Annotated in this window: 19 protein-coding genes; 15 read left to right on the forward strand and 4 right to left on the reverse strand. The window is 36.3% G+C overall.

Going from position 1 to position 21,960, the window contains the following annotated elements; genetic code table 11:
• Positions 1-100: 100 nt before the first annotated feature.
• The gene (locus ABH960_RS10895) at positions 101-355 is read right to left on the reverse strand and encodes a YbeF family protein (protein ID WP_002033769.1); all 255 of its coding nucleotides are present in this window, start codon (positions 353-355) and stop codon (positions 101-103) included.
• Positions 356-520: 165 nt separating this feature from the next.
• Positions 521-1,906 (reverse strand): membrane protein, encoded by a 1,386-nt coding sequence (locus ABH960_RS10900; protein ID WP_002033770.1) that lies wholly within the window; start codon positions 1,904-1,906, stop codon positions 521-523.
• 459 nt (positions 1,907-2,365) lie between these two features.
• Here ABH960_RS10900 and ABH960_RS10905 point away from each other — a divergent pair, with 459 nt between their 5' ends.
• The 5 genes from ABH960_RS10905 (at position 2,366) to ABH960_RS10925 (ending at position 7,200) form a co-directional block, all read left to right on the forward strand.
• Positions 2,366-2,989, forward strand: a complete 624-nt coding sequence (locus ABH960_RS10905) for a hypothetical protein (protein WP_404445015.1) — start codon at positions 2,366-2,368, stop codon at positions 2,987-2,989.
• 1 nt (position 2,990) lies between these two features.
• Positions 2,991-3,950 carry a Kiwa anti-phage protein KwaB-like domain-containing protein gene (locus tag ABH960_RS10910; RefSeq protein ID WP_404445018.1) on the forward strand — a complete coding sequence of 320 codons (960 nt, stop codon included), beginning with the start codon at positions 2,991-2,993 and terminating at the stop codon, positions 3,948-3,950.
• Positions 3,951-4,501: 551 nt separating this feature from the next.
• Positions 4,502-4,867, forward strand: a complete 366-nt coding sequence (locus ABH960_RS10915; protein ID WP_002128842.1) for a YoqO family protein — start codon at positions 4,502-4,504, stop codon at positions 4,865-4,867.
• 708 nt (positions 4,868-5,575) lie between these two features.
• Positions 5,576-6,706 (forward strand): RNA-guided endonuclease InsQ/TnpB family protein, encoded by a 1,131-nt coding sequence (locus ABH960_RS10920; protein WP_404445021.1) that lies wholly within the window; start codon positions 5,576-5,578, stop codon positions 6,704-6,706.
• A 152-nt stretch (positions 6,707-6,858) separates the two neighbouring features.
• The gene (locus tag ABH960_RS10925) at positions 6,859-7,200 is read left to right on the forward strand and encodes a YoqO family protein (protein ID WP_002014486.1); all 342 of its coding nucleotides are present in this window, start codon (positions 6,859-6,861) and stop codon (positions 7,198-7,200) included.
• A 42-nt stretch (positions 7,201-7,242) separates the two neighbouring features.
• Here ABH960_RS10925 and ABH960_RS10930 read toward each other — a convergent pair whose 3' ends face one another.
• On the reverse strand, positions 7,243-8,313 hold the full coding sequence (locus tag ABH960_RS10930) for a M24 family metallopeptidase (protein WP_002128840.1): 1,071 nt from the start codon (positions 8,311-8,313) through the stop codon (positions 7,243-7,245).
• Positions 8,314-8,683: 370 nt separating this feature from the next.
• Positions 8,684-10,393: an Rqc2 family fibronectin-binding protein gene (locus tag ABH960_RS10935; RefSeq protein ID WP_404445025.1), complete on the reverse strand. Its 1,710-nt coding sequence runs from the start codon at positions 10,391-10,393 to the stop codon at positions 8,684-8,686.
• 105 nt (positions 10,394-10,498) lie between these two features.
• On the opposite strand from ABH960_RS10935, the gene ABH960_RS10940 reads away from it, so the two are divergent.
• From ABH960_RS10940 to rsmB, 10 genes are all read left to right on the forward strand, one after another.
• The gene (locus ABH960_RS10940) at positions 10,499-13,222 is read left to right on the forward strand and encodes a calcium-translocating P-type ATPase, SERCA-type (protein WP_002066776.1); all 2,724 of its coding nucleotides are present in this window, start codon (positions 10,499-10,501) and stop codon (positions 13,220-13,222) included.
• Between the two features lie 99 nt (positions 13,223-13,321).
• Positions 13,322-14,197 (forward strand): YicC/YloC family endoribonuclease, encoded by an 876-nt coding sequence (locus tag ABH960_RS10945; RefSeq protein WP_002088227.1) that lies wholly within the window; start codon positions 13,322-13,324, stop codon positions 14,195-14,197.
• Positions 14,198-14,264: 67 nt separating this feature from the next.
• On the forward strand, positions 14,265-14,528 hold the full coding sequence (gene remA / locus ABH960_RS10950) for an extracellular matrix/biofilm regulator RemA (protein ID WP_001251456.1): 264 nt from the start codon (positions 14,265-14,267) through the stop codon (positions 14,526-14,528).
• A gap of 13 nt (positions 14,529-14,541) precedes the next feature.
• Entirely contained in the window at positions 14,542-15,159 is a 618-nt protein-coding gene (gene gmk / locus ABH960_RS10955; protein ID WP_002014492.1) for a guanylate kinase, read from the forward strand.
• Between the two features lie 2 nt (positions 15,160-15,161).
• Entirely contained in the window at positions 15,162-15,374 is a 213-nt protein-coding gene (gene rpoZ / locus ABH960_RS10960) for a DNA-directed RNA polymerase subunit omega (protein ID WP_002014493.1), read from the forward strand.
• 196 nt (positions 15,375-15,570) lie between these two features.
• Positions 15,571-16,776, forward strand: coding sequence for a bifunctional phosphopantothenoylcysteine decarboxylase/phosphopantothenate--cysteine ligase CoaBC (gene coaBC, locus ABH960_RS10965; protein ID WP_404445033.1), 1,206 nt, complete (start codon positions 15,571-15,573; stop codon positions 16,774-16,776).
• A complete protein-coding gene (priA, locus tag ABH960_RS10970) occupies positions 16,773-19,178 on the forward strand; it encodes a primosomal protein N' (RefSeq protein ID WP_002137952.1) in 2,406 nt (801 codons plus the stop codon). The genes coaBC and priA overlap by 4 nt, the downstream gene beginning before the upstream one ends.
• 11 nt (positions 19,179-19,189) lie before the next feature.
• On the forward strand, positions 19,190-19,660 hold the full coding sequence (def, locus tag ABH960_RS10975; protein ID WP_404445036.1) for a peptide deformylase: 471 nt from the start codon (positions 19,190-19,192) through the stop codon (positions 19,658-19,660).
• A gap of 22 nt (positions 19,661-19,682) precedes the next feature.
• A complete protein-coding gene (gene fmt, locus ABH960_RS10980) occupies positions 19,683-20,627 on the forward strand; it encodes a methionyl-tRNA formyltransferase (RefSeq protein ID WP_002014498.1) in 945 nt (314 codons plus the stop codon).
• On the forward strand, positions 20,624-21,958 hold the full coding sequence (gene rsmB / locus ABH960_RS10985; RefSeq protein WP_404445039.1) for a 16S rRNA (cytosine(967)-C(5))-methyltransferase RsmB: 1,335 nt from the start codon (positions 20,624-20,626) through the stop codon (positions 21,956-21,958). Before fmt ends, rsmB begins: the two co-directional genes overlap by 4 nt.
• Positions 21,959-21,960: the final 2 nt, after the last annotated feature.

The raw sequence follows: 21,960 nt of genomic DNA on the forward strand, positions 1-21,960 counted from the left end.
CGCGGGGGAACGCGGTCGTCTTTTTTATATAATTGTTAAAATTGTATGTAAAGTTCCATCGATATCAAAGAAAATCATAGTACAATCTCCTCACTAATAACTACTTATTGTTTTCTGCAACTTCATATCCTCTCACAAACAATAGAGTCATATAAGAAATAATAAATGAGAAGATACTATACATACCGACCCAAAAGAAAAACTTTGGAGGGAAGGCGATAGCACCTACTATTAAAAAACTAGCAAACGTTACAATTGGCATTACATAGTACGTTCTCGTTCTACGTGTTCCAATAACAGAAACGATAAAGATAAGTAATGGACAAATTAATAAGACAAAAATCAATTCATTCATAGTTATGTCCCCTTTTCTAATTGAAGTAATCTGTTTCTCGTAAACGTTTTGAAATAAATACTCTCCTAATATAACTTCGCTAACATATACATAATCCCTTTTGAAAGTAGTAATAAATGATTGATTTCACAATAAAAAACGTAAGCAAGAGAATACTCGCTTACGCTATAGAATAAACATCGCAACGATCGTGGTGACGATTAAGCCAATCACAACTGGTAAAAAGTTTCGGCGTGCAAGTTCAAACGGATCTACTTTGCATATGGCAGCGGCAGGAATAAGCGCCCAAGGAATTAAAGTGCCACCGCCAGTCCAGATTGCTGCAATTTGCCCAAGTGCTGTTAATGTAGCTGTTCCATGCCCAAGTGCTGTTCCGAAAAGATTGGCAATCGAACCAGCAAGTGATATACCGGAAAAGCCAGATCCATCTAAGCCTGTTATGACACCAACGATAGTTAATGTTCCTGCCGATACATATTGGTTTAAAGGAACAATTTGAGATAAGGCGATTCCTAAGTCGTTAATGATTCCATGTGAACCTTTCGGTAAATAGTCCCCGATAATTTTCACAAAGCCGCTATCTCCTAAATAAAAGAGTGCAGCAATTGGGATAACTGGACCAAAGATTTTAAATCCAAATTGGAGCCCTTCTATAAAATAATCGGTCGTTTTATTCAGTCCATTACCTTTGTAGGCGATGAGAGAAATAATGATAATCATAATAACAGTCGTCCCGCCGATAAGTGCAGTTGCATCGCTTCCTTGTAGTTTAAATTGAATCATGCAAAGAATATCTATGGCATATACGATCGGAATACAAATAGCGAGCCATTTTTTTGTCTGAGGAGATAATGAAGTGAGCGTTTTAGAAGACTCAGTTGATGGAATAGATTCTTGTATAGATAAGCCTGTATGAAATTCTTTTCGTAAGAAGAAAAATGCGACGGAAGTTGTCACAATACCCATAACGATAACGAGGGGAACACTGGCTGAAACAACGCTGGAAACAGGAAGACCAGCAGCGTCTGCAGTTAATTTCGGTGCACCTTGAATTACGAAGTCACCAGATAAGGCGATGCCGTGTCCGAATAAGTTCATAGCGATTGCGACTCCAATTGGCGGAAGGCCGACGCGTACAGCGACTGGTAATAAAATGGCCCCCATTAAGGCGACAGCTGGAGAAGGCCAAAAGAAAAAGGAAATTGTCATCATTAAAAGACCGATAATCCAGTAGGCATGTGCAGGTGTCCGAATCATCTTTGTAAATGGTGAAATCATCGTATCATTTATGCCGGTATGAACGAGTAGATTGCTCATTGATACGATAATGGAGATGATTAATATAGTTGGTAATAGCTCAGTAATGGCGTAAATGAAACTTTGAAAAATACCGCTAATAGCAAGAGGGATAGAACTTGTAGCGGTTAATGCTAATAAAAAGATAAAAACGATACAAATGATCGTCGTATCTTTTCTAAAAATAAAAAAGGTAATAATAGTGAGTAAACAAAGAACATAGAGAGCATGTAAAAGCGTTAATTCAACTCCCATAACATTCACATCCTTTAGGCGTTCGTGTAGTTCATTGTATGAAAGCGGTGAAGGTATGTGAGTATAAGGAATGAAATGGGTATATGTGGAAAACGGCTTCTGGGTGTAGTATATATCATTTTAAAACTAGTTAGAAAAATAGTGGCTAACATATAAAATAAATATCGTAGCAATAGTAATGACAATCATTCCGATAATTATTGGTGAAAAGTTTCGGGGGAGAGCCGAATATATTATTAGTAGGATTATTTTAAGTATAGTGTTCATCTGCATTTTATATTTGAGGACTAATATATTTTCATTTATTTTGATAAGTAGAAAAAATTTTAATGTGTTGAGAAATGGATTCGAACTCTAGTTCGTGTTAAAATTTAAGTAATAGCAGATTTTATGTTAATTTAATGTATAATTGGTGAATGTTTGGTAATGTATAATTATCGGCCAAATGGAGGCGTTTATATGGTTAATCCTTTATGGTTCCGGATGTCGCTAGTAATGTCAGCGTATTTTCCTTTGTTTTTAGTTTTACTGATCAAGTTTTGTAACTTTGAATTCTTTTATTATGTAATGAAATATTGGAAATTTGCAGGCATTCTCTTCGAGCTGGAAATAGGAAGTTCAAAGGGAATATTGAGTTTCATGTCTATAATAATGTTTTTGATTTCTTTGATGTGTTGTAGTTATGTCATATATGAAATTAAGAATACTCAAAGGAACAGAGTTGGCCAAATTAATATACGCTTAAAGGAAATACAATCTAGAGATAAAGATGTTTTGGTATATTTGATGACGTATGTTTTGCCGCTGGTTAGTTTAAATACCCAGAGCACAAAAGAAATTGTGATTTTTTGTATCTTGATTGCGATGATTATGTGGTTATCTTTAAATTCTGATTTGTTGTATATAAATCCTTTGATTACTTTATTTGGAATGAAATTGTATGCAGTCGAATGTGAATTAGGAAATGTAATTATCATTAGTCATGAAAAAAATTTAGAAAGAAAAATTGATGAGAGTTTAACATGCTATCGACTAGTAGAGAACAAAATTTTGCTAAGTGGCTTAAATAGGAGTGGAACATAGAATGCAATTAAATCTTGAAACTTTTAAGGAACAATTTTGCCAGATCCGAGATACTGACCAAAATGCTTTTAGACTTTTTATTGTAGGTACCCAACTAAGAGGAGGTACGGCCTCTGTTTATGATGAGTGTAATCCAGCGGAATTAGTTGTTGAAGGTGAGGTACAGGATTGGTTACTAAACGTGACCCAACCATTCTTGTCGAACTTGCTAGAATATGAGTTGGTTAATATGTCGGAGGCAGATGATGAAGGAAGTACACTAAAAAGGTTCATAAGTTTAGAAAATTTAAATCAGCTAAATGAATGGGCTAACACTATTACTAGGGGACACGGTGTGAGCAACGCAAGTGAGCTTATTAATCGTGAAGGTTTTAAGCCAAAAGCATTAATTGCTAAGTTTCAAATTGGTGAAACACCTATATATTTTTTGAAGGTATTAAATGAAGGTGTGCTTTTGAAAAGAAAGACGATTCTTACTTATGATGTGGGAAGAGGCCGATATATTATAGAGGATGGCAGAAATAAAAAACTCTATCTTGATGAGCAATGGGACGGTATTATTTTTGAAAATAATGTAGTCTTGTATCATGAAAATAAAATCTTATCATTATTTAAGTATTATGAAAAGTTCCGAGAAGCTGCTGAAAGGGTTGTTGAGCAAATAGGAGACTTAGATATTTTATCTGATGGTACAGATCTAGGGCAATTTATTGAATCGCAAGTCATGCTACAAAAGAAGTTGGCCCGTGCAGCTGATTATGAATTCGAGACAATAAGTAGGGAACGTATTGTAGAATTGATTCAAGAAGGTACAATTCAGTTGAACTTAAATGATGAGGGGAAAATTGAGTGTACAACTAAGGAAGAGGCCCGTATTGTGGTGGATGTCATATTGGATAATTTTGTGACATCATTGATTACAGAAAATAAATATCGAGCACGAAATAAATCAAAGATATAAAAGAAATAGGAGAATACTTTCTATTATCAATATAGCTTAAAGTGCTATTTTTACATATTATTACTCTTATTGTTACTGTTGTTAACGTTGGCAATTCATTGTTTGGGTAGTTGAGGTTATTAATCTATTTGATTGTAATGTATTGTATAACAAGTCAATTAGTTTATTTTTTAACTTTGTAAAAAGTATTTATTAAATGAAGGAAACAAACTCTCGGCGAAAAGGGGGTTTGTTTTTTATTACGAGTAAATAAGTAGGGAATTGACTTGAAGGATAAGAAAGATGTTGAAAGGATTATTTTATATCTTTTCTAAAAATAAAAAAGGCAATAATAGTGAGTAAACAAAGAATATAGAGAGTATGTAACAGCGTTAATTCAACTCCCATAACATTCACATCCTTTAGGCATTCGTGTAGTTTATTGTATGAAAGCAGTGAAAGTATGTGAGTATAGGAAAAAGAAAAAGTGAAATTTCATGTACTGTAATGGTAAAAATAGTAAATGGATGTTACAATACAATTAATCCTAAAAATGGAATTTGAGGGGGTATATGCGCAAACAAATTGGATTTTGGGGATTCATCCTCTCTTGTAGTCTATTAATCATTTTAAATCTGTTCACAAACAATGAATGGATCAGTATCATACCTGTTTTCGGGTTTGTATTTGTACTTTTATATAACTGGGATGATATGAAACAATATAGCAAGAAAAGTATTGGAATTATGATAGGTATCATTGTTGTTAGTTCGTTTGTCGTAGGTTTTATTTTAATAGAAGGTCAGAAGCAAATGGAGAAAATGTCTATTTTTCAACAATGGTTGTCGTCTGCAAAAGCTCTTTATCTTGTAATTGTAGTTGTTATTTTGCTAAGAATTGTTATAAGTATAGCAAGTTACATATTAAAGAAGAAGTAGAATGGGGGAGTACGAATGAGAGAGAAAATAGGGTAACTAACTGTTACGATTTATTTAACCAATTATAACCAAATTTAATTAAATATATCAGTAAGCCCTGCTAGTCAAGTGATTGGCTAGTAGTGAGGGTTAACTGCGGGCAATCCCTAAAGCTGATTGAACTACAACGTGGCTAGAAATGGTGAGCGTGAATGTTGCGAAAGCAGAAAAAATCAATCAGATCGTGCAAGATTAAATCCTAAACACTAGAACGATGGGTCTTCCGCATCGAATCATCTAAGTTAAAATTGATAAGATGAACGTTCAACGACTATCTCGTATAACTGACGAGAGTACATCACAAGCCTATGGTGATGGAAAAATCCTCTATCTCTAAAGAGATAAACATATAGTCTGCGCTCATGTGAAAACATGAGAAGTTCATAAGAGAACTGGCTAAGGACTTGCGCCCTTAGTTGAACAAGATAAATTTAATTAAATCTATCAAATCTCGTTGAATCTACCGAACGTATGTGCTATGGTAAATCCAATGAGGTGAGAATAATAATGAAATTTTTACGAGTTAGTCAAGTATCGGAATTAACAGGTTTGCATCCTAGTAGTCTTAGGAGAATGCTGATGGAACACGCTACTATTCAGAAGGATCAATCTTTCGTTATCTAAAAGGTGAGTGCTCGAATAATCGCACAGTAAAGGAGTAGGCTTCTGATGATATTGGCGAAGAAAGTTAGACTGATTCCAACGCCTGAACAAGAAAAAGTGCTTAGAAACCATGCTGGTGCTGCAAGATTCGCTTATAACTATTGTAAAAGAATGAGTGATAGATATTATAAGCTATTTGGAAAATCTGTTTCACAGTTAGCTTTACAGAAACGATTTACAAAGATCAAGAAGCGAAAGAGATATGAGTGGTTAAATGACATCAACGCACAAGTTCCCAAACAGGCTTCAAAAGATTTTGATACGGCGAGGAAACATTCGTTCAAAAAGTACAAAAATGGTTATCACACTTCTTATAAATCTAAAAAAGATTTAATCCAAGGATTTTATGCCAATTATGAAAGACTGATTATAGGAAAGAAAGTAGTTCATATTCAGTCTATTGGAGAAGTGAAAACAAGCCAACAACTACCAAGAAACAAAAAATCATCAAATCCAAGAGTTACATTTGATGGTCGTCACTGGTGGATTAGTGTAGGGTTCCAGGAAGACTTTGAATCACAAGAACTAACCAATGAGTCGATTGGTGTGGATGTTGGTTTAAAAGAGCTGTTTGTAGCTTCTAATGGTACGAAAGAACGAAATATAAACAAAGATGCTAAGGTTAAAAAACTTTTGAAAAGGAAAAAGTCAGCGCAAAGAGATATGTCTAGGAGATTTAAAAAAGGTGTGAAATTTCAATCTGCCGGATATGAAAAAGCTAAAACTGAGCACCTTCGGTTATCTAGGAAAATTACGAATATCCGAAATAACCATATCCATCAATCAACAGCTAAATTGGTGAAAACCAAACCAATGAGAATTGTTGTGGAAGACTTACCTATCTCAAACCTGTTAAAAAACAAAAAACTATCGAAAGCATTTTTATTTCAAAAATTAAACTTCTTCTTTCAATGTTTGTCATACAAGTGCGAGAAGTATGGCATTGAGTATGTAAAAGCTGATAAATGGTTCGCCTCAAGCAAGATTTGCTCATGTTGCGGAGTAAAATACGACCATTCAGTTCAACCAGAAGGACAGTGGAGTTTAAAAATACGTGAGTGGCGTTGTGTTGGGTGCAATAGCCATCATGATAGAGATTTAAATGCTTCGATAAATTTATCAAGATGGGTAAAATAAAAGCTTGATAATAGGAGGTAACGATACTGCCTCGTGTGGAGTGTTATACCCCTCGTCCCTTCGGGGTTGCGAGAACACGATGAAGCACTAACTTGTGTAAATTTGATTGAATTGCATAGATTTAGTTAAGTTTATCGTATCGGTATTATGGTGTGCTCGTTTGTTTACTATTATCAGTTATTTCAGGGCAATTTCTTAAAAGTGAATGGGTGCCAGTTATATTATGTATAGGAGTATTGATTTTTGCACCTATGTATCGCTGGAAGGAATGGAAAGCATATAGCCGAAAAAAGAAAATTGTTTTCAGCATCGAGTTTGTCATTATAATTAGCACAATTCCGTTTTTGTTATTGAAAGGAAATGAGATAATAGATGGAATTGTAATGTTTCAAGGGTGGTTATTTATTGCGAAATTGCTATATTTAATATGTATATTAATGTCGGTAGCGGTAATCGCTAAAAAAGTAAACGAAAAGCTATTCGCTAATGAATAAAAGAAAATGCCACCTTATTCGGTGGCATTTTTTTCTATGATTTTAACAAGGGATAACAATTAGTTCCCGATTTGATTTTGTAATAACTTCATATCCGTCTTTTGTAATGACGATATCATCTTCAATTCTACAACCGCCCCAGTTCGGTATGTAAATACCAGGTTCAACGGTAACAACCATACCTTCTTCTAAAGTAGCCTTACTTTCTTGGGATAGGCGAAGAGGTTCATGTATTTCTAACCCAAGACCATGACCGGTAGAGTGTCCAAAATATTGACCGTATCCATGTTCTGTAATGTAATCTCTCGTTATATCATCGATACTTTTCGCAGTTTCCCCAGGTTTAATTGCTTCCGTCCCACGTTTTAACGCTTCTCGTACAACATTGTATATCTTTTTGAATTCTTCTGATGGTTCCCCAATTGCTACAGTACGTGTTATATCGGAACAATATCCATCGTAAAGTGCACCGAAATCTAATGTAACGACGTCGCCTCGTTCGATTATTTTATTTGATGCAACTCCATGAGGAAGTGAAGAACGAACACCAGAAGCTACAATGATTTGAAATGAAGAGGATGTAGCCCCTTTTTTTCGCATGAAAAATTCTAACTCATCTCGTACATCATTTTCACTTATTCCTGGTTTTAGAAACGTAAGGATGTGGTGAAATGCTTCGTCAGCAATATTAGCTGCGATTTTCATTGTTTCTATTTCAGGCATGTCTTTAATAATACGAATATTTTCGATGATTTCGCACACTTGAACCATTTCCGCATGTACGTATTTTTGTAAGTTTTTATATTGTTGTAATGTCATGTTATTTTCTTCAATTCCAAGTTTTTGAATGTTTAATTTCGATACTTGATTTGCAACTTCTTTCTCTAAATTTCCTTTATGCATAACAATTTCAGCGTCTTTTATTTGTGATTTCGCTTGATCTACGTAGCGAAAATCAGTTATAAAAACCGCTTTATCCGCAGAGATTAAGACGACGCCAGCGCTGCCTGTAAAGCCTGTTGCATATTGGCGATTTTCTTTTTTTGTAATAAGTAATCCGTCAATTTCATATTTTTGTAGTTGATTTTGGATTTTATTAATTCTTAAAGTCATGTTAATTTCCCCCTTTTCACAGTATTGAATAAAGCAAATAGCGTGCCAAAATATATATTTGAGGAAAAAAGATAGTAGGAACTACATATGTTTTAGGGGAGATGAAAAATTAGCCCGCTATTTGTGAGAGGCGGTTTGTTCATAAAATCAAGATTACTTCAATAATCAGTGGGGGGATGAAAAAATATTGATTGGAGGTGCACTTTATATACATACTGTAAAAAAATTTATACAGATGTGAAATGACACTGTCAATTTTTTTGACAATATTGAAGGGAAGAAAGATGTTATGAATGAGTGAATGGATATATGAACTGAATTGAAACCATATAAAAAATGCGTTGCTAGCAAGCAACGCATTTTTTAATATTTACGCTTTTAATTTCATTACTGTATCAGCATCTGGTGTTACATATAATGTTTGTTGATTGTCATATGTAACAAATCCAAGTTTTGCACCGCTCGGTTTTTTGACATGGCGTACCTTTGTGAAATCTACAGGAACAGAACTAGAATCTTTTGCTTTACTGTAATAAGCAGCGATTTTAGCGGCCTCGTGTAAAGTCTCTTCCGTAGGTTCAAGAGAACGAATGACAACGTGGGACCCAGGTATGTCTTTCGTATGTAACCAAATTTCATCACGACGGGAGAATTTCGTTGTTAAATAATCATTTTGCTTATTGTTTTTACCGACGAAAATTTCTGTTCCATCACTAGCTAAATATTTGTCCAATACCGGTTTTGTCGGTTTTTTCTTTGTGTTGTTCTTCTTACGATTACGTACATAACCTTCTTCGGCCAGTTCTTCACGAATCTCTTCAATATCTTTTGAAGAAGCAACCTCCATTTGTTGAAGTAAGCTATCAAAATAAAGAATTTCTTCATTTGTTTTTTCGATTTGTTCTTCTACAACAACAACTGAATTTTTTGCTTTTTGATATTTTTGGAAATAGCGTTGTGCATTGTCGGATGGTGTTCTTAAAGGATCTAATGTGATTTTTACAGTCCCACCATTTTCGTCGTAATAGTTAACGACTTCTATCTCTTTATCACCTTTTTTCAAAGCGTACATATTGGCTGTAAGTAGCTCTCCAAATAGTTGGTATTTATCTGCTTTTCCGGCATCTTGTAATGTTTTTTCTAGTTTAATTAGCTTCTTTTCGTTTTTTGTTTTTTCATTTTGCATAAAGCGTTCTAAATCGTGAGCTTGTTGTTTTACACGATCGCGCTCTGCTTTACCAAAGAAGAAACGATCTAATAATTCACTAACAGATGAAAATGTTTTTTCGTTTCCTTGTAAGTGAGAAAGAGGGAATAGGTAAAAGAACTCTTTTCCATTTGCTGTTATCATTGCTGGCACGTACTGATGTGTTAGCAAAGGTTTTTGCAAGCTGAAGAAAGCTTCAGATAATGCTTTTTCATTTGCCATACCTGCTTTTTTTACAACTTCTTTTGCAAATAATGGGGAAATTCCCATGAATGCTCCGACAAGTTGTTTGTCCATGTTGCCAGATAAAAAGTCTAGCGGTTTAATAAAATCATTTTCTGTTTCGATAAGAAGCGGATTAATTTTATGTTGTGCCGGTGGGGCAACATATTCAGCTCCAGCATATACAGTACGATGTCGGTTTACCGCTAAAGAAACGTGTTTTAAGCTATCTAAAATAACATTTGTTTTCGTATCTACTAAGATAATATTACTGTGTCGTCCCATTATTTCGATTACTAATGTTTTTACTGATTCGTCACCGATTTCATTGCGACTGCGGACTGTAATTTGAATAATACGTTCTAAGTCAATTTGTTCAATTTTTTCAATAAATCCACCTTCTAAATGTTTGCGAAGAAGCATACAAAACATCGGCGGTAGCGCTGGTGAATTGTAGTTTTGATTTGTTAAGTGCATACGCGCATATGTAGGGTGAGATGAAAGAATTAGCTTTTGGTTTTTTCCGTTTGCTCGAATATGTAATAAAACTTCATATTTTGAGGGTTGATATATTTTTGAAATTCTTCCTGTTTGAAGAGAATTTGCAATTTCATGTGTAATTGCTCTTGTAAATAATCCATCGAATGCCATGAATGAACACTCCTTTCTAACTAAAAGTTAATTATAGCATTTTTTTGGACGAGGCTGAATAAGCTTTCATTAGAGTATGTCTGGAATCAGGAGGTCGATGGCAGGATGAACTGGTATGAAATGCGAGCACATGAAGTGGAGGAAAGAACGAATACGAATGTGGAGGTAGGTCTTACAGAGCAAGAAGCAGAGGGCCGATTAAAGAAATTTGGTACAAATGAATTGCAAGAAGCAAAGCGGCCTTCTGCGCTTATGGTGTTTTTAGCGCAATTTAAAGATTTTATGGTACTTGTTTTATTTGGTGCTACAATTATTTCAGCTTTTTTAGGAGAGTATATTGATTCGATTGCAATTGTTGCAATTGTTATTATTAATGGTGTCCTTGGTTTCTTTCAAGAGAGGAAAGCTGAAAAATCGTTGGAAGCTTTAAAAGAATTGGCAGCTCCTCAAGTTACTGTACTAAGAAATGGGAAGTGGATAAAAGCGCCGTCAAAGGCGCTTGTACTAGGTGATATTATTAAATTTTCTAGTGGTGACCGTATTGGCGCGGATGTTCGCCTTGTGGAATCTTCAAGTTTATATATTGAAGAATCGGCTCTTACAGGAGAGTCATTGCCTGTACAAAAGAAGGTAGAGGCGTTACAAGGCCAAGATGTTTCAATTGGTGATCAAAAAAACATGGCATTTATGGGGACGATGATAACGAGAGGTGCTGGAACAGGGGTAGTCGTAGCAACTGGAATGAATACAGCTATGGGGCAAATTGCAAATATGTTGCAAAATGCTGAGCAAATGGAAACGCCATTACAAAGAAGATTAGAACAGCTTGGAAAAATTTTAATTATTGTTGCTCTTATTTTGACGGCTCTTGTTGTACTAGCTGGTGTATATCAAGGGAATGAAGTGTATCACATGTTTTTGGCTGGGGTTTCGCTTGCTGTTGCAGCTATTCCAGAAGGATTGCCAGCTATCGTTACGGTTGCGCTATCACTTGGCGTACAGCGTATGATTAAAAAGAGGGCAATTGTGCGAAAGTTGCCAGCTGTAGAAACGTTAGGCTGTGCTTCTGTTATTTGCTCAGATAAAACAGGAACAATGACACAAAATAAAATGATGGTAACACATATGTGGTCAGGCGGAGAATTGTGGAAAGTAACAGGTCAAGGCTATGAGCCAACAGGTTCGTTTATGAAAGGTGAAGCAGTAATTGACCCTACTAAGACGAAATCACTGTATCAACTACTTACATTTGGCTGTTTATGTAATAATGCGAATGTTATTCAAAAGAAAAAGACGTATGTGTTAGATGGAGATCCAACAGAGGGAGCTCTCGTTGCTGCTGCAATGAAGGCGGGAATATCACGTGAAGCTCTTAAAGGAAAGTTTGAAGTCATTCGTGAATTTCCTTTTGATTCAACTAGAAAAATGATGAGCGTTATCGTTCGGGATCGTGAAGGCAAAAAATTTGTTATTACAAAAGGAGCACCAGATGTTCTTTTGCAAATGAGTCAAACAATTTTGTGGGGAAATAAGCAGCAGCCTTTAAGTGAAATGTATCGAAAAGAAGTGCAGGCAGCGATTCATAGTTTAGGAAGTCAAGCTTTACGAACGATTGCGGTGGCATTTAAACCGTTAAAAGCTACAGATTCAATTGAACATGAAAGAGAAGTCGAGCAGGATTTTATGCTTGTTGGAATACAAGGAATGATAGATCCACCAAGACTAGAAGTGGCGCAAGCGGTGAAAGAGTGTAAGGAAGCTGGTATTAGAACGGTAATGATTACGGGAGATCATAAAGTGACGGCAATGGCAATTGCGGAACAGTTAGGGGTTTTACCGGCGGGTGGACGCGTTGTTGAAGGTGTAGAACTTGCGAATATGGATGTAGAGGCATTAGAAGATATTGTAGAAGATACGTATGTATTCGCTCGTGTGTCTCCTGAGCATAAATTAAAAATCGTTAAGGCGCTGCAAAATAAGGGACATATAGTAGCTATGACAGGTGATGGAGTGAACGATGCTCCAGCTATTAAAACAGCTGATATAGGGATTGCGATGGGAATTACAGGGACAGATGTTGCAAAAGAAGCTTCGTCACTTGTGTTGTTAGATGATAACTTTGCTACGATTAAATCGGCGATTAAAGAAGGTAGAAACATATATGAAAATATTCGGAAGTTTATTCGGTATTTGTTAGCATCTAACGTTGGTGAAATTTTAGTTATGTTATTTGCGATGTTACTTGCACTGCCATTGCCGATGGTTCCAATTCAAATTTTATGGGTGAACTTAGTTACTGACGGTTTACCAGCGATGGCATTAGGTTTGGATAAGGCTGAAGGAGATGTGATGAAGAGAACACCACGCCATCCGAAAGAAGGGGTGTTCGCTAGAGGGCTTGCGTGGAAAATTATAAGTCGTGGTTTTCTAATCGGAGCAGTGACATTAGTAGCGTTTATCATTGCATTTAACCAGCATCCGAATGAATTGAAGTATGCACAAACGGTAGCATTCGCAACATTAGTACTGGCTCAGCTTATTCATGTATTTGATTGTCGTAGTGAACATTCTATATTTCACCGCAACCCGTTTGGAAATATATATTTAGTAGGGGCGGTTATTATTTCTTTACTGTTAATGCTTGTAGTTATATATTATCCACCATTACAGCCGATTTTTAGCACAATGCCGATACAAGCACGAGATTGGTTGTTAATTGGAGGATTATCATCTATTCCGACCTTCTTATTAGTAGGATCCTTATTAACAAGAAAAAAGGAGAAAAAGAAAAAGCCGCTGTTATATAAGAAGGGATTAAACTTGAAATAGTCAATGATATGAAAATATGATATAATTTACAGAAGGTAGTAGAGTCGCATCTCTATTGCCTTTTTCATTGAGTTATTTCATGGCTTGGATGTGATAAAGATGATTTGTAGTATGACAGGATTTGGAAGATCGAAGGTAGAAAACGATACTTTTCAAATAACAGTAGAAATGAAGTCGGTGAACCATCGTTTTTTAGAAATGAGTATTAGGCTTCCGAAGCAAATGATGGCGTTTGAAGACAAGATTCGTAAAATAATTGCAAAGCAAGTTCGCCGTGGACGTATTGAAGTGTCTATTAGTATAACGGGCGAAGGGCTTGTTGAAAGAAAATTAACTGTGAATTGGGAACTTCTCAAGCAGTACCAATCCATTATGGAAGATATAAAAGGGAAATTTCAATTACAAGATTCTATTACACTCGGGCAACTAATGGGAATGCCAGAAGTAACGGCAGTTGAAGAAATAGAAAATGTAAATGAACAATTTGAAACCGGTTTATATGAAGCTGTTCGCCAAGCTGCTCATATGTTGAAAACGATGAGAGATGGCGAAGGAGAACGATTACATAAAGATATAGCATATCGTTTGCAAGAGATTCATAATTGTGTAAATGCAATTATTCCACATGCACCAATTGTTACACAAAAATATCGTGAACGATTAGAAAATCGCTTAAAAGAATTACATAATCAAGATTTAGATGAACAACGATTGTTGACAGAAGTAGCAATATTTGCAGAGCGTTCAGATATTCACGAAGAATTAGTTCGATTACAAAGTCATTTAGATCAATTTCGTGAAGCACTGCAAATTACAGAGCCTGTTGGAAGGAAAATGGACTTCATCGTGCAAGAGATGCATAGGGAAGTTAATACGATAGGTTCTAAGGCAAATGACTTAACAATTTCAAAATATGTCGTAGAAATGAAAAATAACCTTGAAAAAATTCGTGAACAAGTACAAAATATTGAGTAGCTTTCAAAAAATATATAAAGTTATACGTGGTGGAGAAATCGGATAGACTTACTAGGAGGCGCAAACTATGGCCATGCGGTTTTTAAATATTGGATACGGAAATATAGTATCTGCTCATCGAATTATTGCTATTGTAAGTCCGGAGTCAGCTCCTATTAAACGGACAGTACAGGAAGCGCGTGAACATAATGCTTTGCTTGATGCTACGTATGGGAGAAAAACAAGGGCGGTTATTGTTATGGATGATGGGCATGTAGTATTAAGTCCAATTCAGCCAGAGACGATTGCACATCGTTTGAATAATAAAGAAGATTTAAGTGAGGAAGGGTAGGTTTTACATATTTATGAGAAGTAGAAGAGGATTGCTCATCGTTCTTTCGGGACCTTCTGGTGTCGGGAAAGGAACGGTTCGAAAAGAGCTGTTTAGCCATGAAGACACACGTTTTCAGTACTCTATTTCAGTAACGACACGTAAACCGCGTGAAGGTGAAGTAGATGGTGTGGATTATTTCTTTAAAGAGAGAGAAGAATTTGAAGAAATGATCCGTAATGAAAAGTTACTTGAATGGGCTGAGTTCGTTGGTAATTATTACGGAACACCGATTGATTATGTTGAAAAAACGTTACAAGAAGGAAAAGATGTGTTCTTAGAAATTGAAGTGCAAGGAGCAATTCAAGTTAAGAAAGCCTTCCCAGCAGGTGTATTTATTTTCTTAGCACCTCCAAGTTTATCTGAACTAAAGAACCGAATTGTCGGCCGTGGTACAGAAACTGAAGATGTTATTGAAAATCGTTTAACTGTAGCGAAAGAAGAAATCGAAATGATGGACGCTTATGACTATGTTGTAGAAAACGATCAAGTTGAATTAGCTTGCGACCGAATTAAAGCAATTGTGGTTGGTGAACATTGCCGCCGCGAAAGAGTGGCAAAATACTATAAAGAAATGACGGAGGGTCTATAATTATGTTAAATCCATCAATTGACTCATTATTAACAAAAATCGATTCTAAATATACACTTGTAACAGTAGCTGCAAAGCGTGCACGTGAAATGCAAATTGCTGACAATTGTGTTATTGAAAAGCCTGTTTCTTATAAATGTGTAGGTAAAGCATTAGAAGAAATCGATTTAGAAGTATTAAAATATGTACCAAGCGATGACACAATAATTGATTAAGACATTCTTTTCGACAAATTAAAACATAGACTTTATAATTTTCTATGTAACGGTAACAACCTATTTACAAGTAGGTTGTTATTTTTTTATGATAGGGAAGAAATAATCGTAAAAAGGTGGAACAACATATTGGTACTGACGAGCTGAAAATTCTATTTCAGTAGAATAAGTTTGAAAAAGAAAGAGGACGAGTCATATGCTAAAAGGGAAAAAGATACTTCTATGTGTAACAGGAGGCATTGCAGTTTTTAAAGCAGCTGCGTTAACGAGTAAATTGACACAAGCGGGTGCTACTGTAAAAGTAATGATGAGTGAATCGGCAATGAAGTTTGTTACACCTCTTACATTTCAAGCGCTTTCTCGCCACGATGTATATACGGATACGTTTGATGAAAAAGACTCAGCAGTTATCGCTCACATTGATTTAGCGGATTGGGCAGATGTTGTACTTGTGGCACCTGCTACAGCGAATTGCATTGGAAAGTTAGCTGGCGGTATTGCTGATGATATGATTACAACTACTTTGTTGGCTACTACAGCTCCAGTTTGGATTGCGCCTGCTATGAATGTGCATATGTATGAAAATAAAATTGTTCAAAAAAATATGATGACGTTAAAAGCGTTAGGATATACATTTATTGAGCCTGGCGAAGGCTTTTTAGCATGTGGTTATGTAGCTAAGGGAAGACTGGAAGAACCTGAAGTGATTATTAGAAGGTTAGAAGAGGTTTTCTCAGAACAAAAACCATTGCAAGGAAAGCGAATATTAATAACGGCTGGCCCGACACGTGAAAAGATTGACCCAGTCCGTTTTATGACGAATTTTTCTTCTGGAAAGATGGGGTATGCGATCGCAGAAGTTGCAGCAAGCTTAGGTGCTGATGTCATACTTGTTTCAGGACCGACAGCATTAGAGTCACCATTACATGTCACAACAATACAAGTAGAATCTGCACAAGATATGTTAGAGGCAGTCCTTCAGCATTATCAGAGTGTGGATGTTGTCATCAAGACAGCAGCCGTTGCAGATTACCGTCCGAAATATGTTCATGATAATAAAATGAAAAAGAAAAATGGCGATGCTGTAATTGAATTAGAAAGAACAGTGGATATTTTAAAAACGTTAGGTGAGAAGAAGGACCGACAGTTACTTATCGGTTTTGCAGCTGAAACGACAAACATAGAGGAATACGCAACGAGAAAATTACGTGAGAAAAATGCAAATATGATTGTTGCGAATGACGTGAAAGCGCAAGGAGCTGGGTTTGGTACGGATACAAATATTGTGACAATGTATAGAAAAGATGGAGAAATCATTGAGCTGCCACTTTTAACGAAGAAAGAAGTGGCTCGTGAAATATTAAAGCAAATAGAAATGATGTTAGAAGATGATTATGTATGAAGTTTGCAAGTGTAATTGTTGATGTACCTGCACGTCAAACAGATCGACCGTTTGATTATATTATCCCTAAAAAATGGGAAGATATCGTGCAAACAGGAATGCGTGTAGTAGTCCCATTCGGTCCGAGGAAATTGCAAGGTTTTATTATTGGCATAAAGGATTCGGTTGAACTAGAAAGTAAAAAGTTAAAAGCGTTGTATGAAATATTAGATGTCACTCCGGTTTTAAATGATGAATTATTAAAACTTGGGTATTGGCTTACAAGTGAAACGTTATGTTATATGATTTCAGCTTTTCAGGTGATGCTTCCGACGGCGATCAAAGCAACATATAAAAAGCGTCTGCAACTTCGTAACCGAGAAGAAGTAGCACCAGAAATTCTTTCTTTATTTCAAGGGAAGGAAACGATAGATTGGGAAGCTATCGAAGCACAGCCACACCTATATCGCACTATTCAACAAGAAATTAAAAATGGTACGACTGAAGTGGTTTATCAAGTAAAGGATAAAGTGCAGAAGAAGAAACAAAGAGTAGTTCAACCGGAGTTGCCGGCAGATAAATTGGAATTAGCAGCATTTGAACTGAAAAGTAAAAAACAACAAGATGTACTCTATTATTTTGTAGAAAACTACAAAAGTGTACCGTTAAAAAATTTAACAGAAGAATTACAAATAACAGATGCTCCAATAAAAGCACTTGTTAAAAAGGGTCTAATCTCAGAAAAGTATGTAGAAGTATACCGGAGTCCGTATGACGATGATGATTTTGAACAAACGAAACCATTTCCGCTTACTGAGGAACAAAAACAAGTAATTACACCGATTTTGTCATCAATTACAAATGAAACTTACAATCCATTTTTACTATATGGTGTTACAGGAAGTGGTAAGACTGAAGTGTATTTACAATCTATAGCAGCGGTGCTCGAGAAAGGAAAAGAAGCAATTGTGCTTGTTCCTGAAATTGCGCTAACGCCCCAGATGGTAGATCGCTTTAAAGGTAGGTTCGGTTCGCAAGTTGCAGTTCTTCACAGTGCGCTTTCTGTTGGCGAGAAATATGATGAATGGCGAAAGATATTAAGAAAAGAAGTGAAAGTTGTAGTTGGTGCGCGTTCAGCTATTTTTGCTCCATTCGAAAATTTAGGAATCATTATTATTGATGAAGAGCATGAATCAAGTTATAAGCAAGAGGATAACCCAAAGTATCATGCAAGAGATGTAGCAGTGTGGAGAGGACAATACCATAAGTGTCCAATCGTTCTCGGAAGTGCAACGCCGACACTTGAATCGTTTGCTAGAGCGAAAAAAGGTGTCTATGGGTTGCTTACAATGGAAAAACGTATGAACAAACAAGCTTTGCCGACTGTAGAAATTGTTGATATGCGTGAAGAGCTTCGTGATGGAAATCGCTCAATGTTTTCAAAGGCACTGCATGAAAAAATAGCAGATCGATTAGAAAAGAAAGAACAAATGGTTCTCTTTTTAAATAGAAGGGGTCATTCTACGTTTGTGATGTGCCGTGATTGTGGGTATGTCGTACAATGTCCGCATTGTGATATTTCGTTGACATATCACAAAATGAACCATCGTTTAAAATGTCATTATTGTAGTCATGAGGAAAATATGCCAACGGAGTGTCCTGCTTGTAATAGTACGTATATTCGTTTCTTTGGTACAGGGACGCAAAAGGTTGAAGAAGAAATCACAAAACTATTCCCTGAGGCGCGGGTCATTCGAATGGATGTGGATACAACAAGCCGTAAAGGAATGCATGAAAAATTATTAAAGGCGTTTGGTGAAGAGAAAGCAGATATATTACTTGGAACACAAATGATTGCAAAAGGGCTTGATTTTCCGAAGGTGACGCTTGTTGGCGTTTTAACGGCGGATACGATGCTTCATCTACCTGATTTTCGGGCGAGTGAAAAGACGTATCAGCTATTGACACAAGTGAGTGGACGTGCAGGAAGACATGAATTGCCAGGGGAAGTTGTAATTCAAACGTATACGCCGGAACATTACAGTGTAGAATTAGCAAAGAATCAACAATATGATGTATTTTATGAGCACGAAATGCAAATGAGGCAAATGAGACAATATCCGCCATATTACTACGTTGTACTTGTAACTGTATCTCATCCGGAATTATTAAAGGCAGTCCAAGTGACGGAAAAAATTGTCGGTCATTTACGAACGCATTGTTCAAGGCAAACGATGGTGTTAGGGCCGGTTGCTTCAGCAATTCCAAGGATAAAAGATAGATATCGTTACCAATGCATGATAAAATACAAACGGGAACCAAACTTAAAGAACGTGCTCAAAATGGTAAATGAACATTATCAAGCAGAAATGCAAAAAGAGCTACAAATCTCAATTGATTTTAATCCAACAATGTTAATGTAGCGGAGGGAAATATGGCAGTTTTAGAAATTGTAAAGCATCCAAATGAAGTGTTAGAAAAACCATGCGAAAGAGTAATTAACTTTGATAAAAAGTTAGTGAAATTGTTAAAAGATATGCATGAAACAATGTTAATTGCAGACGGAGTTGGTCTAGCTGCGCCACAAGTGGGTGTAAGCTTACAAGTTGCTGTTGTTGATATAGGTGATGATACGGGTAAAATTGAATTAATTAATCCTGTTATTTTAGAAAAACGTGGTGAACAAGTAGGTCCCGAAGGCTGCTTAAGCTTTCCGGGACTTTATGGTGAAGTGGAGCGCGCAGATTACATTAAAGTACGTGCACAAAATCGTCGCGGTAAAATATTTTTATTAGAAGCGGATGACTTCTTAGCGCGTGCAATTCAGCATGAAATCGATCATTTACACGGTGTTTTATTTACATCTAAAGTGAAAAGGTATTATGAAGCAGGCGAATTAGAATAGGTTTAAAAGGAGCGGTTTTTGAATGATGAAAGTAGTATTTATGGGGACACCGGACTTTTCTGTGCCGGTGCTTCGTCGTCTTATCGAGGACGGATATGACGTAGTTGGTGTTGTAACGCAACCTGATCGTCCAGTTGGTAGAAAAAAGGTTTTAACACCTACTCCTGTTAAAGTAGAAGCGGAGAAACATGGTATTCCAGTAGTACAGCCGTTAAAAATTCGTGAAAAAGACGAATATGAAAAAGTATTAGCACTAGAGCCAGACTTAATTGTAACAGCAGCATTTGGACAAATCGTACCGAATGAAATTTTAGAAGCGCCAAAGTATGGATGTATTAATGTCCACGCATCATTACTTCCAGAACTTCGCGGTGGTGCACCAATTCATTATGCGATCATGGAAGGTAAAGAGAAAACAGGTATTACAATTATGTATATGGTAGAAAAATTAGATGCTGGCGATATATTAACGCAAGTAGAAGTAGAAATTGAAGAGCGTGAAACAACAGGTTCATTATTTGATAAGTTAAGCGAAGCAGGAGCACACCTTTTATCTAAAACGGTTCCTTTACTAATTCAGGGTAAACTAGAACCAATTAAACAAAGTGAAGCTGAAGTAACGTTTGCATATAATATAAAACGTGAGCAAGAGATAATTGATTGGACAAAAACAGGTGAAGAAGTATACAATCACATTCGCGGATTGAATCCATGGCCAGTTGCTTATACGACTTTGGCAGGACAAGTTATTAAAGTATGGTGGGGAGAGAAGGTCTCTATTACAGAGAAAGCTGAACCAGGTACAATAGTAGCTCTTGAAGAAGATGGATTTGTTGTTGCAACAGGGAACGAGACAGGCGTTAAAATCACTGAATTGCAACCATCTGGTAAAAAGCGTATGAGTTGTTCACAATTTTTACGTGGAACAAAACCTGAAATTGGTACGAAGTTAGGAGAAAATGCATGAGACAAAATGTTCGTGAGTTAGCTCTGGATGGCTTAATTCAAGTAGAAAAAAGTGGTGCGTATAGCAACTTACTTTTAAATAATTTGATTGAAAAAAATACAATTGACAGAAAAGATATTGGTTTATTAACTGAAATGGTATATGGAACAATTCAACGTCGTGACACACTAGATTATTATTTACAACCATTTTTAAGAAAAAAGGTTGAAGCGTGGGTAAGAGTGTTGCTTCGCCTATCTCTATATCAAATGCTATATTTAGACCGAGTTCCAGAAAGAGCGGCTATTCATGAAGCAGTTGAGATTGCAAAGCGTCGTGGGCATAAAGGGATTTCAGGCATGGTGAACGGAGTATTGCGTTCAATTCAGCGAGAAGGTGTACCTTCGTTAGAAGAAATCGAAAATCCAGTAGAACGACTTGCGATTGCAACGAGTCATCCAATGTGGCTTGTACAAGAATGGGCATCCGAATATGGTTTAGAGACAGCAGAGAAAATGTGTGAAGTAAATATGTTGCCACCTGTACCAACAGCACGTGTAAATGTTGATAAAGTAACGGTAGAAGAAGCGGTTGCGTTATTAGCTGATGAGGGGATAGAAGCAAAACGTGGCGAATTGTCAGAGGATGCAATTCAAATTGAAAGAGGAAATGTCGCACATACAGAAGCGTTCAAAAAAGGTTTCCTTTCTATTCAAGATGAAAGCTCAATGCTTGTAGCACGTGCTTTAGAACCGAAAAAAGGAGATACAGTTCTAGATAGTTGTGCTGCTCCTGGCGGAAAAACAACTCATATTGCAGAGCGTTTGGACGGAACTGGTAAGGTAATGTCGCTTGATTTACACGCACATAAAGTACGTTTAATTGAACAACAGGCGAAGAGACTCGGTTTAGAAAATATAGAAACGATGGCTTTAGATGCTAGAAAAGTTCAAGAGCATTTTGCAAATGAATCTTTTGACAAAATATTAGTAGATGCACCATGTTCTGGATTTGGTGTTATTAGACGTAAACCTGATATTAAGTTAGGTAAAGATAAGGGCGATAGTGAAAGGTTATCAACGATTCAACTTGCGATACTAGAAAAAATAGCACCATTGTTAAAACAAGGTGGTCGCCTTGTTTATAGTACGTGCACAATTGAAAAAATAGAAAATGAACAAGTAATAAAGCAATTTTTACAAGAGCATCCTGAATTTGAATGGGATACTACGATAAAAGATCGCATGCCAGAAAAGTTAAATCCGTATATTGATGAAGGTCAAGTACGAATTTTACCGCATTATTTTGCAACAGATGGCTTTTATATTGCTTGTTTAAGAAAGAAGGTGTAGCA

This window comes from Bacillus sp. RC252, from assembly GCF_044909215.1.
GTDB lineage: Bacteria > Bacillota > Bacilli > Bacillales > Bacillaceae_G > Bacillus_A > Bacillus_A mycoides.